The 20,122-nt window shown below is 43.1% G+C and carries 19 protein-coding genes; 3 read left to right on the top strand and 16 right to left on the bottom strand.

All coding sequences use genetic code 11. The features are described 5' to 3' along the window. The 3 genes from ACKTR2_RS03720 to ACKTR2_RS03710 all read right to left on the bottom strand — a co-directional run. A partial coding sequence (locus ACKTR2_RS03720) for a heavy metal translocating P-type ATPase (RefSeq protein WP_407882675.1) occupies positions 1–1,859 on the bottom strand: 1,859 nt, incomplete at its 3' end. Continuing rightward, positions 1,852–2,406 carry a ferritin-like domain-containing protein gene (locus tag ACKTR2_RS03715; RefSeq protein WP_407882674.1) on the bottom strand — a complete coding sequence of 185 codons (555 nt, stop codon included), beginning with the start codon at positions 2,404–2,406 and terminating at the stop codon, positions 1,852–1,854. The genes ACKTR2_RS03715 and ACKTR2_RS03720, both read right to left, overlap by 8 nt. Positions 2,407–2,416: 10 nt before the next feature. Then, positions 2,417–2,635: a heavy-metal-associated domain-containing protein gene (locus tag ACKTR2_RS03710; protein WP_407882673.1), complete on the bottom strand. Its 219-nt coding sequence runs from the start codon at positions 2,633–2,635 to the stop codon at positions 2,417–2,419. Between the two features lie 77 nt (positions 2,636–2,712). On the opposite strand from ACKTR2_RS03710, the gene ACKTR2_RS03705 reads away from it, so the two are divergent. Beyond that, the gene (locus tag ACKTR2_RS03705) at positions 2,713–3,351 is read left to right on the top strand and encodes a Crp/Fnr family transcriptional regulator (protein WP_407882672.1); all 639 of its coding nucleotides are present in this window, start codon (positions 2,713–2,715) and stop codon (positions 3,349–3,351) included. A 126-nt stretch (positions 3,352–3,477) separates the two neighbouring features. Here the strand turns inward: ACKTR2_RS03705 and ACKTR2_RS03700 are convergent, their stop codons facing one another. The 6 genes from ACKTR2_RS03700 to ACKTR2_RS03675 all read right to left on the bottom strand — a co-directional run bounded on the left by ACKTR2_RS03700 (position 3,478) and on the right by ACKTR2_RS03675 (position 11,742). Then, on the bottom strand, positions 3,478–6,012 hold the full coding sequence (locus ACKTR2_RS03700) for a M1 family metallopeptidase (RefSeq protein WP_407882671.1): 2,535 nt from the start codon (positions 6,010–6,012) through the stop codon (positions 3,478–3,480). An 88-nt stretch (positions 6,013–6,100) separates the two neighbouring features. Continuing rightward, entirely contained in the window at positions 6,101–7,327 is a 1,227-nt protein-coding gene (locus ACKTR2_RS03695) for a multidrug efflux MFS transporter (RefSeq protein WP_407882670.1), read from the bottom strand. A gap of 303 nt (positions 7,328–7,630) precedes the next feature. After that, the gene (arsC, locus tag ACKTR2_RS03690; protein ID WP_407882669.1) at positions 7,631–8,047 is read right to left on the bottom strand and encodes an arsenate reductase (thioredoxin); all 417 of its coding nucleotides are present in this window, start codon (positions 8,045–8,047) and stop codon (positions 7,631–7,633) included. Between the two features lie 33 nt (positions 8,048–8,080). Beyond that, on the bottom strand, positions 8,081–8,959 hold the full coding sequence (gene pepI, locus ACKTR2_RS03685) for a proline iminopeptidase (RefSeq protein WP_407883440.1): 879 nt from the start codon (positions 8,957–8,959) through the stop codon (positions 8,081–8,083). A gap of 48 nt (positions 8,960–9,007) precedes the next feature. Further along, the gene (locus ACKTR2_RS03680; protein ID WP_407882668.1) at positions 9,008–10,939 is read right to left on the bottom strand and encodes a GTP-binding protein; all 1,932 of its coding nucleotides are present in this window, start codon (positions 10,937–10,939) and stop codon (positions 9,008–9,010) included. 155 nt (positions 10,940–11,094) lie between these two features. Next, entirely contained in the window at positions 11,095–11,742 is a 648-nt protein-coding gene (locus tag ACKTR2_RS03675; RefSeq protein WP_407883438.1) for an NAD(P)H-binding protein, read from the bottom strand. Positions 11,743–12,044: 302 nt separating this feature from the next. Here ACKTR2_RS03675 and yaaA point away from each other — a divergent pair, with 302 nt between their 5' ends. Then, positions 12,045–12,797, top strand: a complete 753-nt coding sequence (gene yaaA, locus ACKTR2_RS03670) for a peroxide stress protein YaaA (RefSeq protein ID WP_407882667.1) — start codon at positions 12,045–12,047, stop codon at positions 12,795–12,797. A 386-nt stretch (positions 12,798–13,183) separates the two neighbouring features. Here the strand turns inward: yaaA and ACKTR2_RS03665 are convergent, their stop codons facing one another. The 4 genes from ACKTR2_RS03665 to ACKTR2_RS03650 form a co-directional block, all read right to left on the bottom strand. Continuing rightward, entirely contained in the window at positions 13,184–14,446 is a 1,263-nt protein-coding gene (locus tag ACKTR2_RS03665; protein ID WP_407882666.1) for a chloride channel protein, read from the bottom strand. Positions 14,447–14,635: 189 nt separating this feature from the next. Beyond that, positions 14,636–15,442: a glycosyltransferase family 8 protein gene (locus tag ACKTR2_RS03660; RefSeq protein WP_407882665.1), complete on the bottom strand. Its 807-nt coding sequence runs from the start codon at positions 15,440–15,442 to the stop codon at positions 14,636–14,638. Positions 15,443–15,525: 83 nt separating this feature from the next. Beyond that, a complete protein-coding gene (locus tag ACKTR2_RS03655; protein WP_407883436.1) occupies positions 15,526–15,714 on the bottom strand; it encodes a GNAT family N-acetyltransferase in 189 nt (62 codons plus the stop codon). Beyond that, positions 15,672–15,971, bottom strand: a complete 300-nt coding sequence (locus ACKTR2_RS03650) for a hypothetical protein (RefSeq protein ID WP_407882664.1) — start codon at positions 15,969–15,971, stop codon at positions 15,672–15,674. The genes ACKTR2_RS03655 and ACKTR2_RS03650 overlap by 43 nt, the downstream gene beginning before the upstream one ends. Before the next feature lie 199 nt (positions 15,972–16,170). Here ACKTR2_RS03650 and ACKTR2_RS03645 point away from each other — a divergent pair, with 199 nt between their 5' ends. Then, positions 16,171–16,506, top strand: coding sequence for an isochorismatase family protein (locus tag ACKTR2_RS03645; protein ID WP_407882663.1), 336 nt, complete (start codon positions 16,171–16,173; stop codon positions 16,504–16,506). Positions 16,507–17,026: 520 nt separating this feature from the next. Here the strand turns inward: ACKTR2_RS03645 and ACKTR2_RS03640 are convergent. From ACKTR2_RS03640 to ACKTR2_RS03630, 3 genes are all read right to left on the bottom strand, one after another. Then, positions 17,027–18,919: a hypothetical protein gene (locus ACKTR2_RS03640; protein ID WP_407882662.1), complete on the bottom strand. Its 1,893-nt coding sequence runs from the start codon at positions 18,917–18,919 to the stop codon at positions 17,027–17,029. A 563-nt stretch (positions 18,920–19,482) separates the two neighbouring features. After that, entirely contained in the window at positions 19,483–19,914 is a 432-nt protein-coding gene (locus ACKTR2_RS03635; RefSeq protein ID WP_407882661.1) for a hypothetical protein, read from the bottom strand. Then, entirely contained in the window at positions 19,908–20,117 is a 210-nt protein-coding gene (locus ACKTR2_RS03630; protein WP_407882660.1) for a hypothetical protein, read from the bottom strand. Before ACKTR2_RS03630 ends, ACKTR2_RS03635 begins: the two co-directional genes overlap by 7 nt. Positions 20,118–20,122: the final 5 nt, after the last annotated feature.

Raw genomic sequence — 20,122 nt, 5'->3', positions numbered from 1 at the left:
GTAGTAAATTTTAACCGCAGCAAGCGCATGGCATTTGCGATTACGACCAAAATACTCAGTTCATGTACGAGCATGCCACTGGCCATGTTGATTTTGCCCAAGCTCAGGCCAATCATCAATAGCACAACCGTGCCAATGGCGATCACGATGTTTTCAGTGGTATTTAATACCGTTCGTTTAGATAAATATTGCGCGTCGGCTAATTTACTAAACTTGCCATCCGTCAACACGACGTCAGATGTTTCAATCGCTGTATCGGCGCCACTTCCCATCGCGATCCCAACATTAGCTAACGTCAACGCTGGGCTATCATTAATGCCGTCACCAACGAAAATGGTTTGGTGCCCAGCCGTTGTTTGAGCAGTGAGGTAAGCCGCCTTTTGTTCGGGCAACATCTGCGCTTGAACATTGTCGATGCCTAACTGATCGGCAACTGTCTGCGCCATCACTTGATCATCACCAGTCACCATTGTGAGCTTGCGAATACTCCGGCGTTTTAATAAACGTAATGTTGCGGCAACGTCAGGCCGAACAGCATCTTTAATCCCCAGTAACACCATCAGTTGTTGATCAACAAGCGTCAAAACAACTGTCTCGCCTTGTTCGCGCATGCGTGCTAAATCATGTCGTTGTTGGGGCGTTAACTTCACCTGGTCAGTAAGAATCCGCGGGCTGCCGACGACAATGGTCTGGCCCTCAAACTCCGCGGTAATGCCGACACCGGCAACCGTTGTGACTGATAAGGGTTGTTTAGGAACCTTGATCCCTCGTTTGTTGACATCGTTTAAAATCGCTTGGGCCAGTGGATGTGTCGTTTGTGCTTCCATCGCCGCCAATAAACCTAACCAACGATCATCTTCACCATAGAAACGCCGATCGACAACGTCGGGATGACCAATTGTTAAGGTACCCGTCTTATCAAACAAAGCAGTATCCACTTTAGCAAGGGCATTCATAACCGTACCGCCCTTCAACAAGATGCCTGCTTGCGCGCCACGGCCAATGCCAGCAACATTAGATACCGGTGCACCAATCACTAAAGCACCAGGACAAGCTAAGACTAAAATCGTAATCGCCAAACGAAGATCACGAAAAATCACGAAAACGAAGATCGCAATAATCAGCACCAATGGCGTGTAATATTGCGCAAATCGATCGATAAAGCGAGCCACCGGCGCTTTGGTGTCCTGTGCTTCTTCGACCAATTCGATGATCTTACTAAACGTTGAGTCCTCACCAGACTTCGTCGCCGTCATGGTGAATGCCGTTTGCTCATTCATAGTCCCCATGTACACAAGATCCCCAACGTGTTTAACAGCTGATACAGATTCACCGGTGATCATCGCCTCGTTAATGGCCGTTGTCCCTGTTGAAACAGCCCCATCAACTGGCACTTGATCACCTGGACGGACCAGCAGCTGATCGCCTGGGTCAATCTCATCTACTTCAACTGTCTCTGTCTCGCCATCAGCCACTAGTTTTACAGCTGTCGTAGGCGCCATTTGCGTCAGCGATTTTATCGCTCGTCGCGTTTTATTAAGCGTTCGCTGTTCCAAATAGGTACCGAACACAAATAGAAAGGTGACCATGGCGGCTTCTTCCAGTTCTCCGATCAAGAAAGCGCCGACGACCGCAATACTCACAAGTAATTCCATGCTAATGGTTCGCGCTTGCAGTGCACCGATCGCTTTTAATCCTGTGGGTAATCCTGCAACAATACTAGTCACGATAAATAAAACGGCGGTTAACTGCGCCATGTGCAAGATATACTGACTAATTAAGCCGGCGATTAACGTAACTGCTGCAATGGCCGTCAGAGTCGTCCAATTTTGGTTCATCCACCGTTGAACTTTACTCATGATCGTCATCCTCATCTTCATCCCCGACCAAACCAGCTAATCCCCACCGCCCTAGGCGTGCTTTCAACTGCTGTCTAGTTGAAATTAATTGCCGTTGCACAGTCAACAAGGTGTGTTCAAGTAACGGCTGTTCATCGCGCTGCGCTAATTTCACACCACGATCGATAAACATTAATTGCGTCTGCAAATCGGCCACTAGTTGCTCAAACATTGCTTGTACTGCAAGATATTTGTCCTCACCATGAGTTTCAACCATGGCGTATTCACTTAATTCAGCGAGCGCCGAAGCTGGCTTACCACCCTCAGCCAGCACGGCTTGGCCCAAGGAATCAATTTGCTGTTCAGCCACAGTATGAATGTTGCTTAAAAATTTTTGGGCAGCTAAAACATTTTTCCCAGTGATATACCAACCAAATTGCCGAATTTTCAATGATTCCATTACCAGATTGGCGATAATGTGGTCAGTCATCGCGGCGGCTGTCGGATGGTGGTGATCATAATTAGCTTGTGTTTGTTCTGTCCGATACAAATCTCCAATTGATGCCATGGTCTGCCTCCTATGCTGATACCTTTACCCCTTTAACGTCGTAACCAAGTCGTTCAATCGGCTCGGTTAAGCTCGCCTCAGAGACGCTACTATCCGTCGTAACTTTGACTTTACTAGCATTGAAGAGCACCTTGACCGTTTCAACGCCGGTCACACGGCCAACCGCTTTTTCAATTTTTGTTAAACAACTGGGACAGGTTAATGCATCTAATGCCACGACCATTTTCATGTTAATGATCCCCCTTTTATTTGAATGATTTAAGCATAAGGGCTGGTGGCAAGCCACAACTTGACGAGGATCAAGTTGTGACAATTTTTAAGACCCTTTCAACCCAACAAATTCAATTAATCGATCAGATCGTTCATCATCACCACTTTGCGACTGGCGATTTTCTCTATCAAGAAGGCGATCCAACGACGGCATTGACAATTGTTGCCAGTGGTCAAGCCAAAGCCTTCCAAACAACCGTGGCAGGTAAAGAACATCTCCTTTACTTGTTACAAGCTGGCGATATTGATGGTGAAGCAGCCCTCTTTAGCGACGACAAGCACTATTCAGTCTCTGCCCAAGCGCTGACGCCAACAGCCGTTTGCTCAATTGAACGCCGTGAATTTCAGAACCTCTTACTAAAATACCCGCCGATCAATCTCCAAGTTTTAAAAGCTTTGGGGCACAAACTGCTAGGCGTTGAAACACGAGCAACCAAGGCGAATACAGCCTCCGTTGCTGACCGACTAGTAGACTATCTCATTGAAACAGCGGCCTCATTAGATACCAATCAATTTCAGTTACCGCTCAAGCAAAAAGACTTAGCGACTTTTATTGGCACCACCCCAGAGACAGTCAGCCGTTTGCCGGCCCGACTCGCTAAAGCTGGCGCTATTAGTCGCCCGAAAACTAACCAAATCAAAATTATCGACGCAGATAAATTGTTGTTAGAATAATCGGCCAATCACTTGATCCAAAACTAGCCATTTATTCCCCAGGAAATAAACCCCGGCCTAAAATTTTAAATGAGTCCAAAAAAAGAGCATCGCTGAAACGATGCTCTTTTTGCATTCAAATGAGTCTTATTTAATAACTTGGGCTAGTGCCGCGGCAACCTTTGCCTTGTCTGCTTCAACCAAGGCAACACGGCTCGCGATCACATTCGTATCCATTGTGATTTCACGGGTTAAGCCAGGTGTCGGCAATTTTGGTTCGAAAAAGGCCTTAAATTCAGCCAATCGAGCTGGTGTATGGAACACACCGGCAATGACCGTAATGTACGTCGAAAACTCCATGTCACCGCCTACAGTATCTTCAAGCCATTGCCAATCTTGCCGAATCCAATCCCACGCTGCCTGTTCGCCGGCCTGGTTTGCCAAAACGCCGCGGAACCAACCGCGCAAATCCTGAGGCTTGATCGTATCAGCATCTTCAAAATGACTGATAAGTGCCTCAACCAGTGTCTGATCCCTAGTGCTGGTCAATGCAGACATCAGGTCAAGCTTGTAACTTGCATCTGGTGTCGACTTGTAAGCCGCTAGCAATTGATCAAAGAGCGCTGAGGAACCGAAATGCTGGACTTCATTTCTTAAAATATAAACACGCGTATCAGCTGGTAAGTTGGCAAGATCGCTTTGATGACTGCTAAACAAATCATGAGCAGCACTAATCGCCGTTTGATCTTCGGCATAGAGCGCCGCGTTTAACACGTATGGTCGGGTTAACTGGTCATCGTTTGATTCATTCGCCACTGGTAACCAGCCCAAACGCTTAACTTGGTCAGCGCTCAATTGGTCGAAGAGCGTCTTTAACGAGCGTTCTTCAACTGAATCAGGTGTCACAAATTTTTTGAGGTTATTGGCAACCGTGTATAAAGCCGCGTTTACCACCGCTGAATGACTAGTCGCAAACTGAGTTAATAACGGAATCACCTCGGCGTAAGAGAGCTGTTGCCCTTCCGCCAGTAAACGCAGATTTTGAAGTAAGGCCAACTGATCAATCGCTGGAAGCGTCTCAACGTTAGCTAAAATATCTTTCATCAACGTATCATCATATTTGACGATAAAATGTGAACTATTCCCTAAGTTCAACCGGAAAGGCACGTTGGCTGTCGCCCGCAATGATTGGTAGTCGCCTAAGACAAGCTGTTGATCGCTCATAATCGTCGGCGCGGCTTCATAGTTACTATTAAGTGGAATCTGCCATTGCCGCCCAACTTCTTGGCCATCGCCAATAAAGAATTGTTGTTGTGATAACGTTAACTGGCCATCAATAACGCTAGCGGTAACCACGGGATAACCAGGTTGTTCCAGCCATGAATTCATAATTGACCCGATATCCATTCCCGAAGCTTTACCCAAGGCAGCCCATAAATCAGCCCCTGTTGCATTGCCAAAATGATGAGCGGCAAAATAGTTCTTCAAGCCAACACGTAACGCATCGTCGCCGACTAGTGCCCGCATCATCACAAGCATCCGCGCCCCTTTTGCGTAAACGATGGCGGCATCAAAGAGCGCATCAATTTCAGCTGGATTATTAACCTGCACGTGGACGGATTGAACGCCATCCGTTGCATCACGTTGTAGCGCAGCGGGTACATCCGATGTTTGGAACATTTCCCAGACATGCCAGTCCGGTTCCAAATGATCCACTGCGACATATTCCATCATGTTAGCAAAACTTTCATTCAACCATAGATCATCCCACCACTGCATCGTCACTAAATCACCAAACCATTGGTGAGCCAATTCGTGGGCAATGACCGTCGCCACTAATTGTTTCATATCCAACGCGGTGTTTTCAGGATCAAGCAATAAGTATGCTTCTCGGTAGGTCACTAACCCCCAGTTTTCCATCGCACCAGCCGAAAAATCAGGCAGTGCCAATTGCCAGGAATGTGGTAACGGATAAGGCGTTTGATAAAAGTCTTCGTAGAATTCAATCGAACGTTTGGCGATATCAAGCGCAAAATCCAATTCATGTGGTTGATGCGCTTTAGTGGCAAACACGCCAACTTGAACACCACTCTTAGTGGTCGTCTGTTTACTTTGCAAATCACCAAAGGCAAAGGCCACTAGATAAGTCGACATTTTAACTGTCTCATCAAAGTAGTGAACACCATTTTCAACGTGATTTTCTGGCATATTGCTCAAGACAATTTCGCCCGGTTGCTCATCAAACTTAATTGCCAAAGCAAAGGTTGCCTTGGCTTCTGGTTCATCAATTGACGGAAATGCTTGGCGCGCGAATGTCGTTTCAAACTGAGTCCCAATAATCTGCTTCTTAACGCCATCTACTTCGTAATAAGATGGGTAAATACCCATCATTGAATCAGTCAATTTAGCCGTATAATCGATGGTTAAGGTTACATCACCGTTGCTAGGCAACGTGATCCGAATCGCTTCATTTTCGTCATCCACAGTGAACGGAACGGTTTGCCCATCTGCTTGGACTTGACTAATTGCTAGTCCTTTTTGATGAACATTGATCGCTGTCGTAGTCGCCTGACCCGTAATTTTGGTCTGTCCACTAAATGACTTAGTCTCTCGATTGATATCTAGGTAAATATCATAATGCGATGGTTGAAATGCTTGATAAAAACGCGCTAACTCTGCCATAGAATTCTCCTCGTTTTATTAGATTAAAGCCATTATACGCTAAAAAAGGCTAACCTTAAGAATTAACAACTAAATGTCATGACAAACTTTAACGTAAGGGCTGGTCCTTACGAAGACGTCCCGTGTTACGGCGCACCAATAAGAAATTAATCAGCACTAAAATCGACGTTGAAATGAACACCCCAGGATAACCGGCAAAATTGGTGACGGTTGATCCAATCAAGGGACCGATGACGTTACCGGTCGCTTGAAAGCTTTGATTCCAACTAAAGACCTGTCCCATCGTATCCGGAGATGAATACTTGGCCATGATCGTTTGAACACTCGGAATTAATGCTGCATCTGAAATGCCAATCAATAACCGCAATCCACCTAATTCCCAAACATTGCGGACGAATGCCATAGGAAGAAAGACCAACATGGAAAAAAGCAACCCAACCGTTAAAATCCAGTGAGTACCGATTCGATCCCCTAAGGCACCAAAACGGGGCGCAGCAATGATGGTTGCCACACCATTGATTGCTTCAATGACACCAGCTGCGATTGCCACGTGACCACCGCCATGCATTAATTGCTTGACGTATAAACTCAAAATCGGCTCAATTGAGTTGTTCGAAGCCTGGATAATAAGCGTCGTGATAAACATTCCCAAAATAATCCGCCGATTATCGAGGGTTTTAAAAAAGTTTCCCCGTTGCTGCAACTGTGCCTTAGTCACCGGAACAAAATGTTCCTTAACAAAAAACAGAACCAAAAAGAACGCCGCTAGCATCATAATCCCAGTCACCGCAAAGGTATACCGATAGCCGACAAAGTCAGCAATAACCCCACCGACTAATGGACCAATTAATGTGCCAGAAACATTACCCGTTGTTAATGTACCTAAAGCTTGCCCGCTCTTTTCTCGCGGGACCGATGTGGCAATTAAGGCGTTAGCATTACTGATAAAACCAGAAAAAGCACCTTGTAACAATCGTAATCCGATTAGTTCATACACATTAGTGACAAAACCAATCGATCCAATAACCACCGCCATCCCCAAGGAAGCGCGTAGCAGCATTAATTTACGTCCATGTGTGTCAGCCAGGCGTCCCCATAACGGAGACACCAGTGCCTTTACAATAAATGGTGCGGCAAAAGCAATGCCGCTCCAAAAAGCATTTTGTCCATTGGTGAAATGGCCTAATGTCCCGATGTATAACGCGATAAAAGGACCAATACTGCTAAAACCAATGCCCACCATGAAATTGCCAAACCATAGGACACGCAAATTACTGCGCCACTCAGCAACTGGGGTTATGTTCGATCCATTCATTTGCTGCCTCCCCAGCTCATTGAGTTCGATTGTCTCAGCTCAGGACAACTCCTCATCGAAGCATATGCCCACCCTGGCTCAGCCAACTTTACTCTAATTTTTCCGCCAAGCTAACTTAAATTAAGCCGGCCAATTCTAACAAAGGACGATTATAACACCGGACGTCAAATAGCACTTTGGTCCTGAGCAAAACTTAAATCAGTCGTTATTTTAGCTCATCAGCCGATCGTTTCACGTGAAACATTAATGATGAACATAAAAAATGGATCTTGCTAAATAACGCAAGATCCAAGGCAAATTCGGTTATATTGCTGTCTCATGGCTAGCCAACTGGCGAACACGCTGGTCAATGCCATCACGTACGTTTCGAAAAATGGCCATGATTTGATCATCAGTACCTGTCGCCTGTGCTGGATCAATAAAGTCCCAATGCTCATGTTTAACTGATGCTGGCAATCTTGGACATCGATCACGAGCATCACCACACAATGTCACAACCAAATCGCATTGCTGTAAATAAGCTAAATCGATCCGCTTGGAAACTGCGTGCGAAATGTCAATATCTCGCTCAGCCATGACTTGAACCGCGCGTGGATTTAAACCATGCACCTCGATGCCTGCGCTGTCCACGCGCCACTTGGGCAAATATTGATGAGCGAAGCCTTCTGCCATTTGACTCCGACAAGAATTGCCTGTACATAGAAAGTAAACTTGTGGCATATAATCTCGCCTCCGGTTTCATGTTCAATTTACTTAATCATGAGCGTGTAACCATTGATCTAACACCTGAATAAAGGCGTCATGCTGATCTAATAAGGCTAAGTGACGGCTATTAGCAAATAAATGCCATTTAGCGTTAGGAATATGATCGGCCACTGACTTCGCAATTAGCGGTGTACATAAATCATCCGTGCCACTAGTCACTAGCGTTGGCGCCTGAATTTTAGCCAACTGATCGGTTAATTCAAAATCACTAATCGTACCATTCTCTGTAAACTCATTGGGTCCTTCAGCAATTAAGCTTGCCCGTTGACCATTCGTCGGTCGGCGTAACGGTTCAGGTGAATTTTCATCAGGATCATCCCAACAATAACGTTCCATATAACGATCATTTGCTGCTAAATATTTAGGCTCTGTGAAATCACCTGTTCGTTCCGCTTCGGCAATGGCTTGACGATCTTCATAACTCAGATAAGAAATGAGCCGATGTTGTTCTTGAGTCCATAGTTTAATCGAAGCCGGTGAATCATCAATCATCACACTTTTGACACCATCCGGATTAAATTGCGTCAAATAGTACATTTCAAGCATGCCACCCCATGATTGATCCAGCAAATGAACCTGATCAAGGTGCAGGTACTCACGCAAAGCAATTAATTCCGCCACCCACGTTTCTTTCACATAGATCGCAGGATCTTCTGGCAAAGAAGATTTTCCGCAACCGATCTGATCATACATGATTAATTGACGCCCCGTTTTAGCGTAATCGTCTAGTAATTCAAAGTAGTTATGCGATGACCCTGTCCCACCATGAATTAACAGCAAGGGTGCTAACCCCGCTTGCCTTTCGCCGACGATTCGATAATAGGTTTGATAGCCTCTAAATGGCATGTATCCTTCAACAATTTTCATCATTTTCTGCCTCACTTACTTAACCAGCCCGTCTAACACAAATTCAACTTACATTTTGGTTTGATAGGGATAGTGCGCCATGTTGGGAACTTGATCCCAATCTACTGGGTAACCAGCCCCATGCGCACAAAAAACAGAGTCTGGTGTGTTAGGTAGATCGGCCTTAGGATCGTAACGACGATCAAACACCACCTGGTCTGCTGCCTGACACGATTGATACCCAGCCACTGAACATTCAAATTCACCTTGACCACGGGTGTAACCTTGAACTTCTTTAGCATAATCTTGCATATTGGCCACCGGTGCCGCACCAGTCAATATCCTTCCATTACTCCTGGCCAAAGGCGTATCAAAATGACCATGCATGCGTTCAATATCCGTCATTGCCCGCCCAATTTGATCTTCTGGCACCACTAATCGAAATGAATACCAAGGCTCCAGCAAATCGCAATCACCATTGGCTCGAAGCATCATCAAGCCTTGCCGCACCGCTCGCCAGGCTGCTTGGCGAAAATCACCGCCAACGGAGTGAACATTGCTGGCTCGGCCACCAATTAGTGTGATTTTAACATCCGTCAAAGGCGCACCGATTAAAACCCCAACATGTTCCTTCGAACGTAAGGCCGTCAGCACCTGATGTTGCCAATTTTTATCCAAAACTTCCAATGAACAATTTGAAGCAAAGATCAGGCCACTTCCTGCCGGTAAAGGTTCTAACCGTAAATGAACTTCCGCATAGTGACGTAGTGGCTCAAAGTGCCCCACGCCCTCTACCGCTCGCGTAATCGTCTCACGATACATGATCTGTCCTTGCGTAAAAATCACCGGTAAATGGATCATTTCTTGCAACCGCTCTTGCAAAATTTCTAACTGAACTTGCCCCATGATCTGCACCCGAAGTTCTTGCAGTTCACTCGACCAAGTCACATGCAGGTTGGCATCTTCATCAGCCAATTGGTTTAAAGCTGGCAAATAAACATGGGGATCTCGCTCCTGTAGATCAATCGCATAAGTCATCACCGGTTGAATGACCATTTTGGCTGCGTCATGACTGTCACCTAATCCTTGACCTGGATAGCTCTGTGTTAACCCAGTTACAGCGACTACTTCACCGGCCTTAGCTTCTTGAATAGTGGTGAATTTTGCGCCATTATATCGGCGCAATTGATTGGCTTTCTCATCAGGTAATAACAGCTGTTTGGCTGACAAGGTGCCACCGGTGACACGAATCCAAGAGAGCCGTTCGCCCTGTACATCGTGAGAAACTTTAAAAACACGTGCACTAAATTTTGGTTGAGGTTCACGCTCCTGCGTCCAATCATTTAAACCAGTCAACAATTCATCAAGACCCGTCAATTTTAGTGCTGAGCCAAAATAGCAAGGAAAGATTTTCCGCTGTTGAATCAGCTGTCTAACCTGTTGGTCACTCAAAGTTTCGTTCGCCAAATAGTCAGCTAACACAGTTTCGTCCTGAACCGCTATTTCTTCTCTGATTGCTACTGATAAAGGTGTGGTAAATGCCACACACCCGGCTGACAAGTTCGTTTTCAATGTGGCTAATAATGCATCTGCATCGACACCGGGTGCATCCATTTTATTGATGAAGATAAAGGTTGGCACATGATAGCGGTCAAGCAGTCGCCACAAAGTTCGCGTATGTCCTTGAATCCCCTCAGTCGCTGAAATAACTAATACGGCATAATCCAAAACGGACAGCACCTGCTCTGTTTGGGCAGCAAAATCAACATGTCCCGGTGTATCTAGCAAGGTTAGGCTTAAATTTTGAAATGCTAAACTGGCTTGATGAGTATTGATTGTAATACCGCGCCGTTTCTCTAATGCATCTGGATCTAAAAAGGCGCTTCCTTTATCCACACGACCGAGAGCTCTTATTTCGCCAGCTCGATAAAGTAACCCTTCTGACAAGGTTGTTTTACCTGCATCAACATGGGCCACAATCCCGGCCACAATTTTCTTCATGCGCATTTCTCCTCAAACCACAACTGACTTACTATCTATTAGTCATCATACACGGATTCTTCGTTTATTCCCCGGGAAATTTAAACTGCTTAAAAAAAGCTACCCGATCAGGGTCACTTTCCATACCCCATCTAAGTAGCTTTTTCACAGTTCTTTCACTTAACTTGTGCTAAGGCAGTGTCGATTGATTCACCACCACTAGCCATTTCGATCACACGCTTAATTGTTTGATCATACGTTGGTAACGTGGCTAAGACCGCCGCAACATCGGCAATTGGATTGGTGGTTGCCGATAATTTTCCAATCGAAATTTTCCCTGTCCCTGTCGTTTCAGTCAACGTGGCTGGCTGTAAAATCGTGTAATCTAAAGTAGTCTGATTAACTAAATAATTATCTGCAAAAAACTTTGCGACATTGTAATCCATGATATTAGCTAAACCACCTTCGTGCCATTTATCAGGTTCTAAGGCATGTAGCGAACTAAGCATGATGTATCGTTTAATCCCGTTTTTCTCCGCTGCCTGCATTGTCTTGACTGCCCCAAACGCATCCGTTTGCAGTAAATCTTGACCTCGTGAACCAGCGGTGAAATAGACGACATCCACCTGGCCGATCACTTCGGCAATATCGTTCATGTCTGCCTGTAAATCTAACTTCACAGCGGTGACCAACTCATTTTCCCTTAACACCACGTTTTCCGGATGTCGGGCTCCCGCGATAACCTCATGTCCATCGGCAACTAGATTTTGAATTAATGCAGACGCCACCCGTCCAGTTCCACCAGCAATAAATATTTTCATAATTCGTTATCCTTTCAATTACTTAGTACTACTACACCAATCGATGAACTTCATTCAGATAAGTGAGCTTTAACAACCAACGTGTCGATGCTTCAATGCCGCCACTATAAACCTTTTTCAGCTAACTCACTTTCTTATGCATAATGAACCACATTACCCATACAAGTCTAGTCATCTGCATTGTGATTAACTAGGCAGCTTCATATTGGCCCTTTATCGCTTCCTGATGCCACTGTTTTTGCCTTCAGTTGACGAATAAAACTGATAAAATAATGCCATCAATACATGTGGGAGTCGCCTAACTTATGAAACTTATTATTTCGCCAGCCAAGAAAATGGTTATCAATACCGATGACTTTACACCCCGTAGCACACCAACCTTTCTAGTTGAAGCACGACAGTTACACAAGCAACTTCAATCATTATCTTACGCTGAATTAAAGGCATTGTGGCATTGCAGTGACAACGTGGCTCAGACCAACTACCACTTATTACAGCAAGCCGATTTGGACCAAGCCTTAACACCAGCCATCATGGCTTTCTCTGGCATTCAATACCAATATATGGCCCCCGACTTGTTCACGGCACCGGCATTATCTTATATCCAAACGCACCTACGAATTTTATCTGGACTATACGGTATTTTACGACCCTTTGATGGTGTCATTCCATATCGATTAGAGATGCAAGCCCCGCTACAGACGGCACAAACACATAATCTATACGATTTTTGGGGCGATCGCTTATACACCGCTCTGCAACCCGCGTCAGAGCCCATTATTAATCTTGCTTCCAATGAATATGCCAAGTCAATTCGGCCCTATTTACGCCCTACCGACCAACTGGTGGATATTAAGTTTGCTCATCTAGTTGATGGTAAATTGAAAACACGGGCTACTTTAGCCAAAATGGCACGTGGATCAATGGTGCGTTTTATCGCGGAAAATCAACTGGAAACCATCGCTGATTTGACGACTTTTAATGATCCAAATTATCAATACGATCCCGTAAGATCCACCGATTCAACATTAGTCTTTATTGCCACCAAAGGCAATTAACAAGCGGACCAACTTGCTATCGCAGCTGGGACTTCTGTGGTACCTCCCATGTTGTGCAGGGCACGGCGTCACCCATGGTCGATAGCTTGCCAATGTTCACGCCAATGACTTGTTTTTTAGTTTGTGCTTGGATTGCTTTAATGGCAGGTCGATCCTCTTCTAAACCAAATTGAAGCACGGCCACCTAGCCTGGCACTATTTCGCTGGCTGATTGTACTAAATTACCCTTCCCCAAAACCAAATACGCCTTAGCTCACCACCATTCAAAAATGCCGGGTTGAAGAAGTCTTAAGACTTCTCCAACCCGGCTATTCGTTTCTAACAAACATTACCGATCAATACCGACTTTTAACCACAATAATCATCGCTGAGTTCTACGGGCAACGTCACTTTGATGTAACCGGACGGGTTCGTTTTAACACAAAATTTCCCGTCGCTAACGCCAAGCTAATGCCGACCCCTAGGGGAAGAAACGCCGAATAATTCAAATGGCACACCTCAAAGACCATAAATAACGCCATTAATGGTGCTTGCTGTGAAGTGGCCAGCAAGGACGCCGCGCCAATGACCGCATACTGCCAGATTTGAATACCAGGAATAAATAAACTAGCGATAAAACCGACTAACATCCCTAAAACGGCTCCTAAAGAAATCGATGGCGTTAATGTCCCGCCTGAGGCCCCTGACTTAAGGGTAAACACAGTGACAAAAGCTTTTGCTACCGCCCCCACTAACAAAAGGCTTGTCATCGCGCTAGTTTGACTATGAAAAGCAGCTTCAGCCAATGCCCGACCATTCCCCATAATTTGTGGAAAATACATCGCAATCAACCCGGTCACCAGACTGATCACTGGCAATTGCCACAGGATTCGTTGCTTAGTCGCCCGTGTCCGCCCGGCCCACTGAAAGGCCTGGCGAAAATAGGCACCAGTAATCCCGCAGAGTGGCGCCAAAATGATCACCACCGGCAATGATGCCACGGTAAACTTTGTGCGACCGACTAAGTAATATGGACCAAACCCACGCAATAACGATCCCATCAACATAGCAACTGTCGACATGGTTAAACTAACCACTACGGTTCGTTTAGTCACCTTTTTCAATAAAATTTCTACGCAAAAGAGCATCCCCGTTATGGGGGCGATGTAAATGCCGGCGAATCCAGCACCAGCAGCGGAAGCAATTAATAGTTGTCGATCATCTTCGCTCACTTGAATGTGTCGAAACTTTTTTAGCCCATCGATCCAGGTCTGTGCGATCAACGCCCCTAATTGACGAGGTGCGACTTCTCGACCAACCGGTGCGCCAGTGGCGACGTAAAAGATCTGAGTAAAAACATCAACGAGTGTTGCCGGAATTGGCATCCGTTTACCAGCAACGCCATCACTAATCCCTACGACTGGTTTAAAATGAACACTACTATACCACCACAATATTGTGGCAATCCCACCACCCAACACGAGTGAAATCAACCGATGTACAGGCGAGATGAAGATTGCCGCTGGATAAAGTGCGTTTTCCTCAAAGCTCAAAAAAACATGTTCAATGAGATCTAAAAAAGAACCCAATGTTAAGGCACCAATGCCAATTAGCAGCCCTAATCCTAAGGTCGAAATGGCGATGATGCCTTGTTCTCGTTGTTTATTCATTCGTACAGGTACTTCCTTTCACCATCGCCTAATCAGGCCTTGAGGATAATAGACCAAACAAGCACAAACTTTCTAAAATAGAATACCACGCCATCTAATCTACATCACCAAAAGCATCATACAGATTAATGATGCTTGATAACTCGTTAACCCACTCATTTTACTTGACCGCCAACTTGGCAATCATGTTCAACGTCGATACTGAAGATATAGCGTCGTGAAACGACCATCACTATTTTGCTCCCACGGCTTCGGCCGGCCAGCAAAATGTAACACCACCGTATTAGCCATCACCCACTGTAAATCATGATCGCCACGGCTGCGCAACTGATAGGTCATAAATTTGCGCGTGTCATAATTCCATATTTCCTCTGGTACCTCTAAAATATGGGATCCGTATAAAAAGTTTAATACATCTTGATCTGGTAAAAGTAGCTGGCCACGGTATCGGTCAATCGCCTGTTGAATGTCTACGGCCTTAATTATTTTTCGTGTTTGACCCAAATCCATCAGTAAGAGACCCGTATTAAAATATTTTGTTGCCGTGTTTAAGCGCAAATTATTGAGCGGCGTAACGGCGTCAATTAATCCGGCATGCGCTGCAGCTGCCATCATGGCAGTGCCAAGATCCAGTTGCCACAATTTTGTTAAGTCATTAATAATCAACGTGTCTGGATCAAGATAAATGACCCGTGTGACTGATTGTGGCAACAAGTCGCCTGCCAATAAACGAAAGTACATCTCCTGTGGATAGTTATGAATCGTGTCAATCGCTTGTGTGCCGAACACCTGATCAACTTTAATGGCTGAAAATGTCCAACCTAAATGATTAACGAACCGCGATAGTTGCGTTAATTCATTTTTGGTAATCGATTGATGTAATAACCACACGTGGCAAGTGATATCCGAATTATTATCAGCTAAAGAAAGTAAGGCGGTCTTGAGTGGTAGCAGATACTGTGCATTCAGTGTGACTAATAAATTAATTTCCATCATGATTATCCTTCAAGTCGCTTTATCAATATGAGCATCAGTCATTGTTAACCATGTCCTAGCGTTTGATACTGCCCGATGTCATGTTAAAAGGCGGCCGTGAAAACCGCCAAATCGGTTAGTTGCTGAAAACCAGTTTTCCCATAAAATTTTTGCGCACCACTATGCGGACGAGTCATCAACATCATCGAATGGATGTCTTGTTTAACTAGCGCGCTTTGAATCTCGTTGATCAGCTGTTGCCCGAGTCCCTGTTGTTGATAATTTGGCGCAATAAAAAATTCTTCAATTTCAATATAGTATATTCAAATCCTTCATACCATGGTTTGATAAAGCCATAACTCACTGCAATGACGTGCTGGTTCTCAATCCCTAAGTAGCTCATAAAATAGTTATTGGCGACATGCTTTCTAAGCATCGCGGCCACCCGTGCTACATCAAAATTTTCTAACCATGGCGCTTGTGAAAACACTTGGACGTATAGTTGAACGATTTCATCAAAATAACGTGGTTCATACTTGATCACTTTCATTTACGGCCTCTTTACACTTCATTATCGAGATAACTTAGACCATTTAACTACACTTCATCTGATTTCTCCAGACGTTTCACGTGAAACAAGTTAATTTGAAACAAAAAAAGCATCCGCCATTGTGCCGATGCATTTACTAGCCTACTGTGAGATTCAAGGAATCGGTATTTAGTCAAAATCATACTGAGAGGACTTAACTATGTTAACTGACACTTTAATTGTTATCGATTTACAGAATGGCATTATTGGTAATCATCCTGATCTACCAGCCTTTTTGACTAGAATTAACCAACGCATCGTTGAATATCGAAAGGCTGAAAAACCAATTCTATTTATTCAACACAACGATCAAGAAATTAAATATGGCACCATCGCTTGGCAATTAATCACTGGATTAGACCGCCAGCAAACAGACATCGTGATTGAGAAATGTCATCCCAATGCTTTCCTAAAAACGGACCTTCTCTTTCAAAAAAAATTGATTAAATTCATTATACTGGCCATTTCCAGCTACTCACCAAACCATGATTATTGATACTCTCGACGCTTCAGTCGCTGAATGCTCACCATCGGCATCGCCACATTCCATACATGTACGTAGGTGCCCTATTTATGATACGGACTTCCATATCGCTATATGCAGCGGTACTTAACTCCACAAGGGTTGCGATTTTTATAACAGTTAAAACCTAATGTCGACGACGAAGCGGAGAACCCAGCAAAATATAATCGGATTTGCCCTGAACTTCTTACCACCTATCGATCATTACCTGAACATCATATTGATTAACAACCTGAGATAATGGCAAATTAATTGGTGGGGCTGAAAGCAACGAATCAATATCAAAATCATTAAAGAAAGTAACAACAATGTGGTCTAGCTGTTCGTTTAATACACTAATAACATTGGTTTTTCAGCCGGTGGTTACACCACTAATAGCAATTACTTTACTAATTTAGTCGCCCTCTTTTACAACAACCTCCTAACGCCATACCTCTACTACGAAATTTGTTTTTGGTTCAAATTCCTGCATCTCACTAGTCAACCATTAATCCTATCCGTTCGTCCCTATTCTATCCATGCCATCTAATTCGGCATTGATCTTTATAATTAACATTACCATGAACATTAGCGTCAGCATGTAGTTATTCTGGTGTTTTTCTTCACTAAAAGAATTAAATGCGCCATGTGCGTACTTGTTCCGCAGTCCAAGTCCATTTGCATAAAAATCAGAAAAATAGTAATTAAATACCGACGCTTCTCGGTCTGTTAATAACCGCGTGATACCTCTTACCTTACCTTTCTGGAATAAGTCATCTAAGATTGGGTGCTTTTTAAATTGGAGATGCATTTCCATGACTGGAATACAATCATTTTTAAAATCATATTTTAAAATCTGATATACTTCAAAACTTCTAAAGCGAATAATTTCGTCAGCACAAATTAATACTTTTTGTTCAAGTAAGAAATCTAACAACTTAGACTGGTACTCATCTAACTCACTTCTTTTAATATTCTCCTTGAGTACTAAATCAGCAAAGTATCTTTCTTTCTTGCTTGGCATAGGGGATTGGTCTGAAAATAAAGTTCCCTCGCACCTTAACAAATCTGGGTCTATGATTTTCCCATACTTTCTTTTAAAGGAGCTTCCAATATCTCTAAAATCATTTTTTGTATGTGAATAGTTATCAACAAGACCCCTATCAAAATCTTTATCTAAAGCTAGTAGATCAAACATTCTAACAATTCTATGCAATTGCGTCATTGCTAGTAAAGCCTTAATCTCTGGCGCTTCCTCTCCTTTAGGCAGATTAACAGAAAGACCGTTAACGTTAAAATTAGAAGCCAAATAATCAGAAAAAAACCATTCTACAACTCGCTCTAGTTGAATCCCTCGATTAGCTAAAAAACGATAGTACGACACAAATGACAGTAGCGCTTGCTGATTTTTAAGTTGAAATGAAGTACCTGTATTAAGTATGCTTCCGCTTTCATATCGAAACGCTCTCTCTAATGATCCATCGTCCTCGACCTGAGAAGAAATTGTTAAAATCCCAAAGTTATCTATAAAGCCAAAAATGTATATAAAGTTATTCAAAATGGTCGGCCAATCTATTAGTTCATTTAGAACTAAACCATTGTATTCAACATTTGCAAAGTTAACATTATCCTCAATTTCTGCATGTAACTTGTATAAATGTAAAGTATCTAACGTAAAGTTAATCGAAACTTTTGTCCCTATACCAAGACTATTTGCCTTTTCTTCTTTCAAAACATTAACAATTATTTCTTGATATTTTTTCTGCGCTTTCAGACGAATACTATCATTCACGGACCTTGAAGTAGCCACCCGTTCCAACATATTTGGATTTGGGGCCTCAGAACCAATATAGTTTAATAAAAACGTTTCTATTTGATGCTGATTAAATTCCTCAGGTAATTCAGCATCATACAGCTTTGGATTTAAAACTAGCCCAATGTTTCTTAAATCTTGCATAACAATTGTGGTTAAATCTCTTCCATATCGTGCTCTAATGACTTGTTCTTGCAAAGGATAAACTACTTTTGTCCCGGAATACAATTTCAAAATATCCCTTATTTCTAGATTAGGTGCTTTTTGTGATGCTAATAAGTGCCACAGAGACTTCTGATATTGTCGTGAAAATTTAGAATCTTTTATTCCCGAACTGACAGTGCTAGTCGGCACTGATGAAAACCACTTACCTATCCTGCTTTTAATAGCCGAAAGATCGGCCTTTAATCTTATTTTATCTTGAAGAATGATAGGTAGATACCGGCTAATTTGATCTAACTCAAGCACATCCTCCAAAGTTAATTTCTCATATGATAAATCCTTTAAGAACTTGAATCGCTTTTTAAGTGCTTCACAATCCGTGTTAAAAGCAAAACTATTCTCACCGTAAAACGTGACTCTGTCTAGTTCCATTCGCCTACTCCGTCATTTATTCTCTGTTTAAATCACTTATGATACAGAGTACCGTATCACTACAAACAGCGTTACCACCGTTCATTGAGCCATTTCATAAACAAATCAAAACCATTAAACTAGTTACTCAAAAAGCATATATATCGGAAATTTCTGTACCCAAAAGTCTTCACTGCACTTACATTCTATAGTCAATTGAATAGACTGTATCCATGATTTTCAAAAGCGTGGTTTTCATCCAACTCATTATCGTCAAATAAAGGAAAAAGCATCATTTCCATCATTGAGGTCATTCCAAAATTTTCTTTTTCACTCTCGGAGTAACTATGAACTAACCTGGGACTCATAACAAGATCCTCAGTGTTTACAACTAACTGATAATCAATGAATCGTTTCTTTTGCAATTCTGTCAGATGTCTTAAAGTCGAAACGTATTTTGAAAAAGTTTCATCAAAGTCTTCCAACCACGAAATTACGCAATATGCTTTATCATTTTGCGGAAATACGTTCATGTAGACATGTGCAATCTTTTCATTCGTTCTCAAATTCTGAATAGTTTCATTTTAAAAATTTCGAATTGGTGAATAAAAGGCACTACCTGCAAAATCAATTTTTTGATTAAACCGCCAAATTATTGATGTAACTGGCGATTTTGGTCTCTGCCCTAAAATAAATTCATCCATTTTGCGTTTATCAAATTCAAGATCACTAGCTCCACTCTTAAAAGCGTCAAGGATTTCATTATTTCTCTTTTTAAAAATATCCGCTAGTTGCTGTTGTTGCTTTACCGCTTCCTCTTTTGCATGTAACTGTGCAGCCAAAGTTCGATATGTATATAAAAAGATTTCCCAATCTGAGGATTTAAAAATGCCAGTTTCGATATCTTTAAATAAAGTTGCATCATGATAGCCACAAAACCCAGAAAAGGTGGTTGCCTGCTTTCGTCCGTATTCAACAAATGTTTCAAATGGGTTATTCCCTCTAGGCTTTAGCATAAGACTTTCCCGTTTTCGGCTATTTGTGTTAGAACCCCATTATTTTGAATAGCGTGAGCTTTTAGTATGTTATCGGTACATTCATCATGATTAGGATACAAGCATTGTTTAATTTTCTTGCTTCTATTAGTTTCATCAAACTTTTTCCAAACCTTCTGCACCAATTGTAACCCCTCTTCATCTTCCAATTTTTCCTTTTTCATAGCTT

This window comes from Furfurilactobacillus curtus (assembly GCF_045862785.1).
GTDB classification, from domain to species: Bacteria; Bacillota; Bacilli; order Lactobacillales; family Lactobacillaceae; genus Furfurilactobacillus; species Furfurilactobacillus curtus.
This window is presented reverse-complemented; position numbering and strand designations above follow the sequence as displayed.

Coding starts and splice junctions, on each gene's coding strand:
- ACKTR2_RS03715 (WP_407882674.1), bottom strand. CDS start 2,406: ATGGCATCAATTGGAGATTTGTATCGGACAGAACAAACACAAGCTAAT.
- ACKTR2_RS03710 (WP_407882673.1), bottom strand. CDS start 2,635: ATGAAAATGGTCGTGGCATTAGATGCATTAACCTGTCCCAGTTGTTTA.
- ACKTR2_RS03700 (WP_407882671.1), bottom strand. CDS start 6,012: ATGGCAGAGTTAGCGCGTTTTTATCAAGCATTTCAACCATCGCATTAT.
- ACKTR2_RS03695 (WP_407882670.1), bottom strand. CDS start 7,327: ATGAATGGATCGAACATAACCCCAGTTGCTGAGTGGCGCAGTAATTTG.
- arsC (WP_407882669.1), bottom strand. CDS start 8,047: ATGCCACAAGTTTACTTTCTATGTACAGGCAATTCTTGTCGGAGTCAA.
- pepI (WP_407883440.1), bottom strand. CDS start 8,959: ATGAAAATTGTTGAAGGATACATGCCATTTAGAGGCTATCAAACCTAT.
- ACKTR2_RS03680 (WP_407882668.1), bottom strand. CDS start 10,939: ATGAAGAAAATTGTGGCCGGGATTGTGGCCCATGTTGATGCAGGTAAA.
- yaaA (WP_407882667.1), top strand. CDS start 12,045: ATGAAACTTATTATTTCGCCAGCCAAGAAAATGGTTATCAATACCGAT.
- ACKTR2_RS03665 (WP_407882666.1), bottom strand. CDS start 14,446: ATGAATAAACAACGAGAACAAGGCATCATCGCCATTTCGACCTTAGGA.
- ACKTR2_RS03660 (WP_407882665.1), bottom strand. CDS start 15,442: ATGATGGAAATTAATTTATTAGTCACACTGAATGCACAGTATCTGCTA.
- ACKTR2_RS03650 (WP_407882664.1), bottom strand. CDS start 15,971: ATGAAAGTGATCAAGTATGAACCACGTTATTTTGATGAAATCGTTCAA.
- ACKTR2_RS03645 (WP_407882663.1), top strand. CDS start 16,171: ATGTTAACTGACACTTTAATTGTTATCGATTTACAGAATGGCATTATT.
- ACKTR2_RS03640 (WP_407882662.1), bottom strand. CDS start 18,919: ATGGAACTAGACAGAGTCACGTTTTACGGTGAGAATAGTTTTGCTTTT.
- ACKTR2_RS03635 (WP_407882661.1), bottom strand. CDS start 19,914: ATGCTAAAGCCTAGAGGGAATAACCCATTTGAAACATTTGTTGAATAC.
- ACKTR2_RS03630 (WP_407882660.1), bottom strand. CDS start 20,117: ATGAAAAAGGAAAAATTGGAAGATGAAGAGGGGTTACAATTGGTGCAG.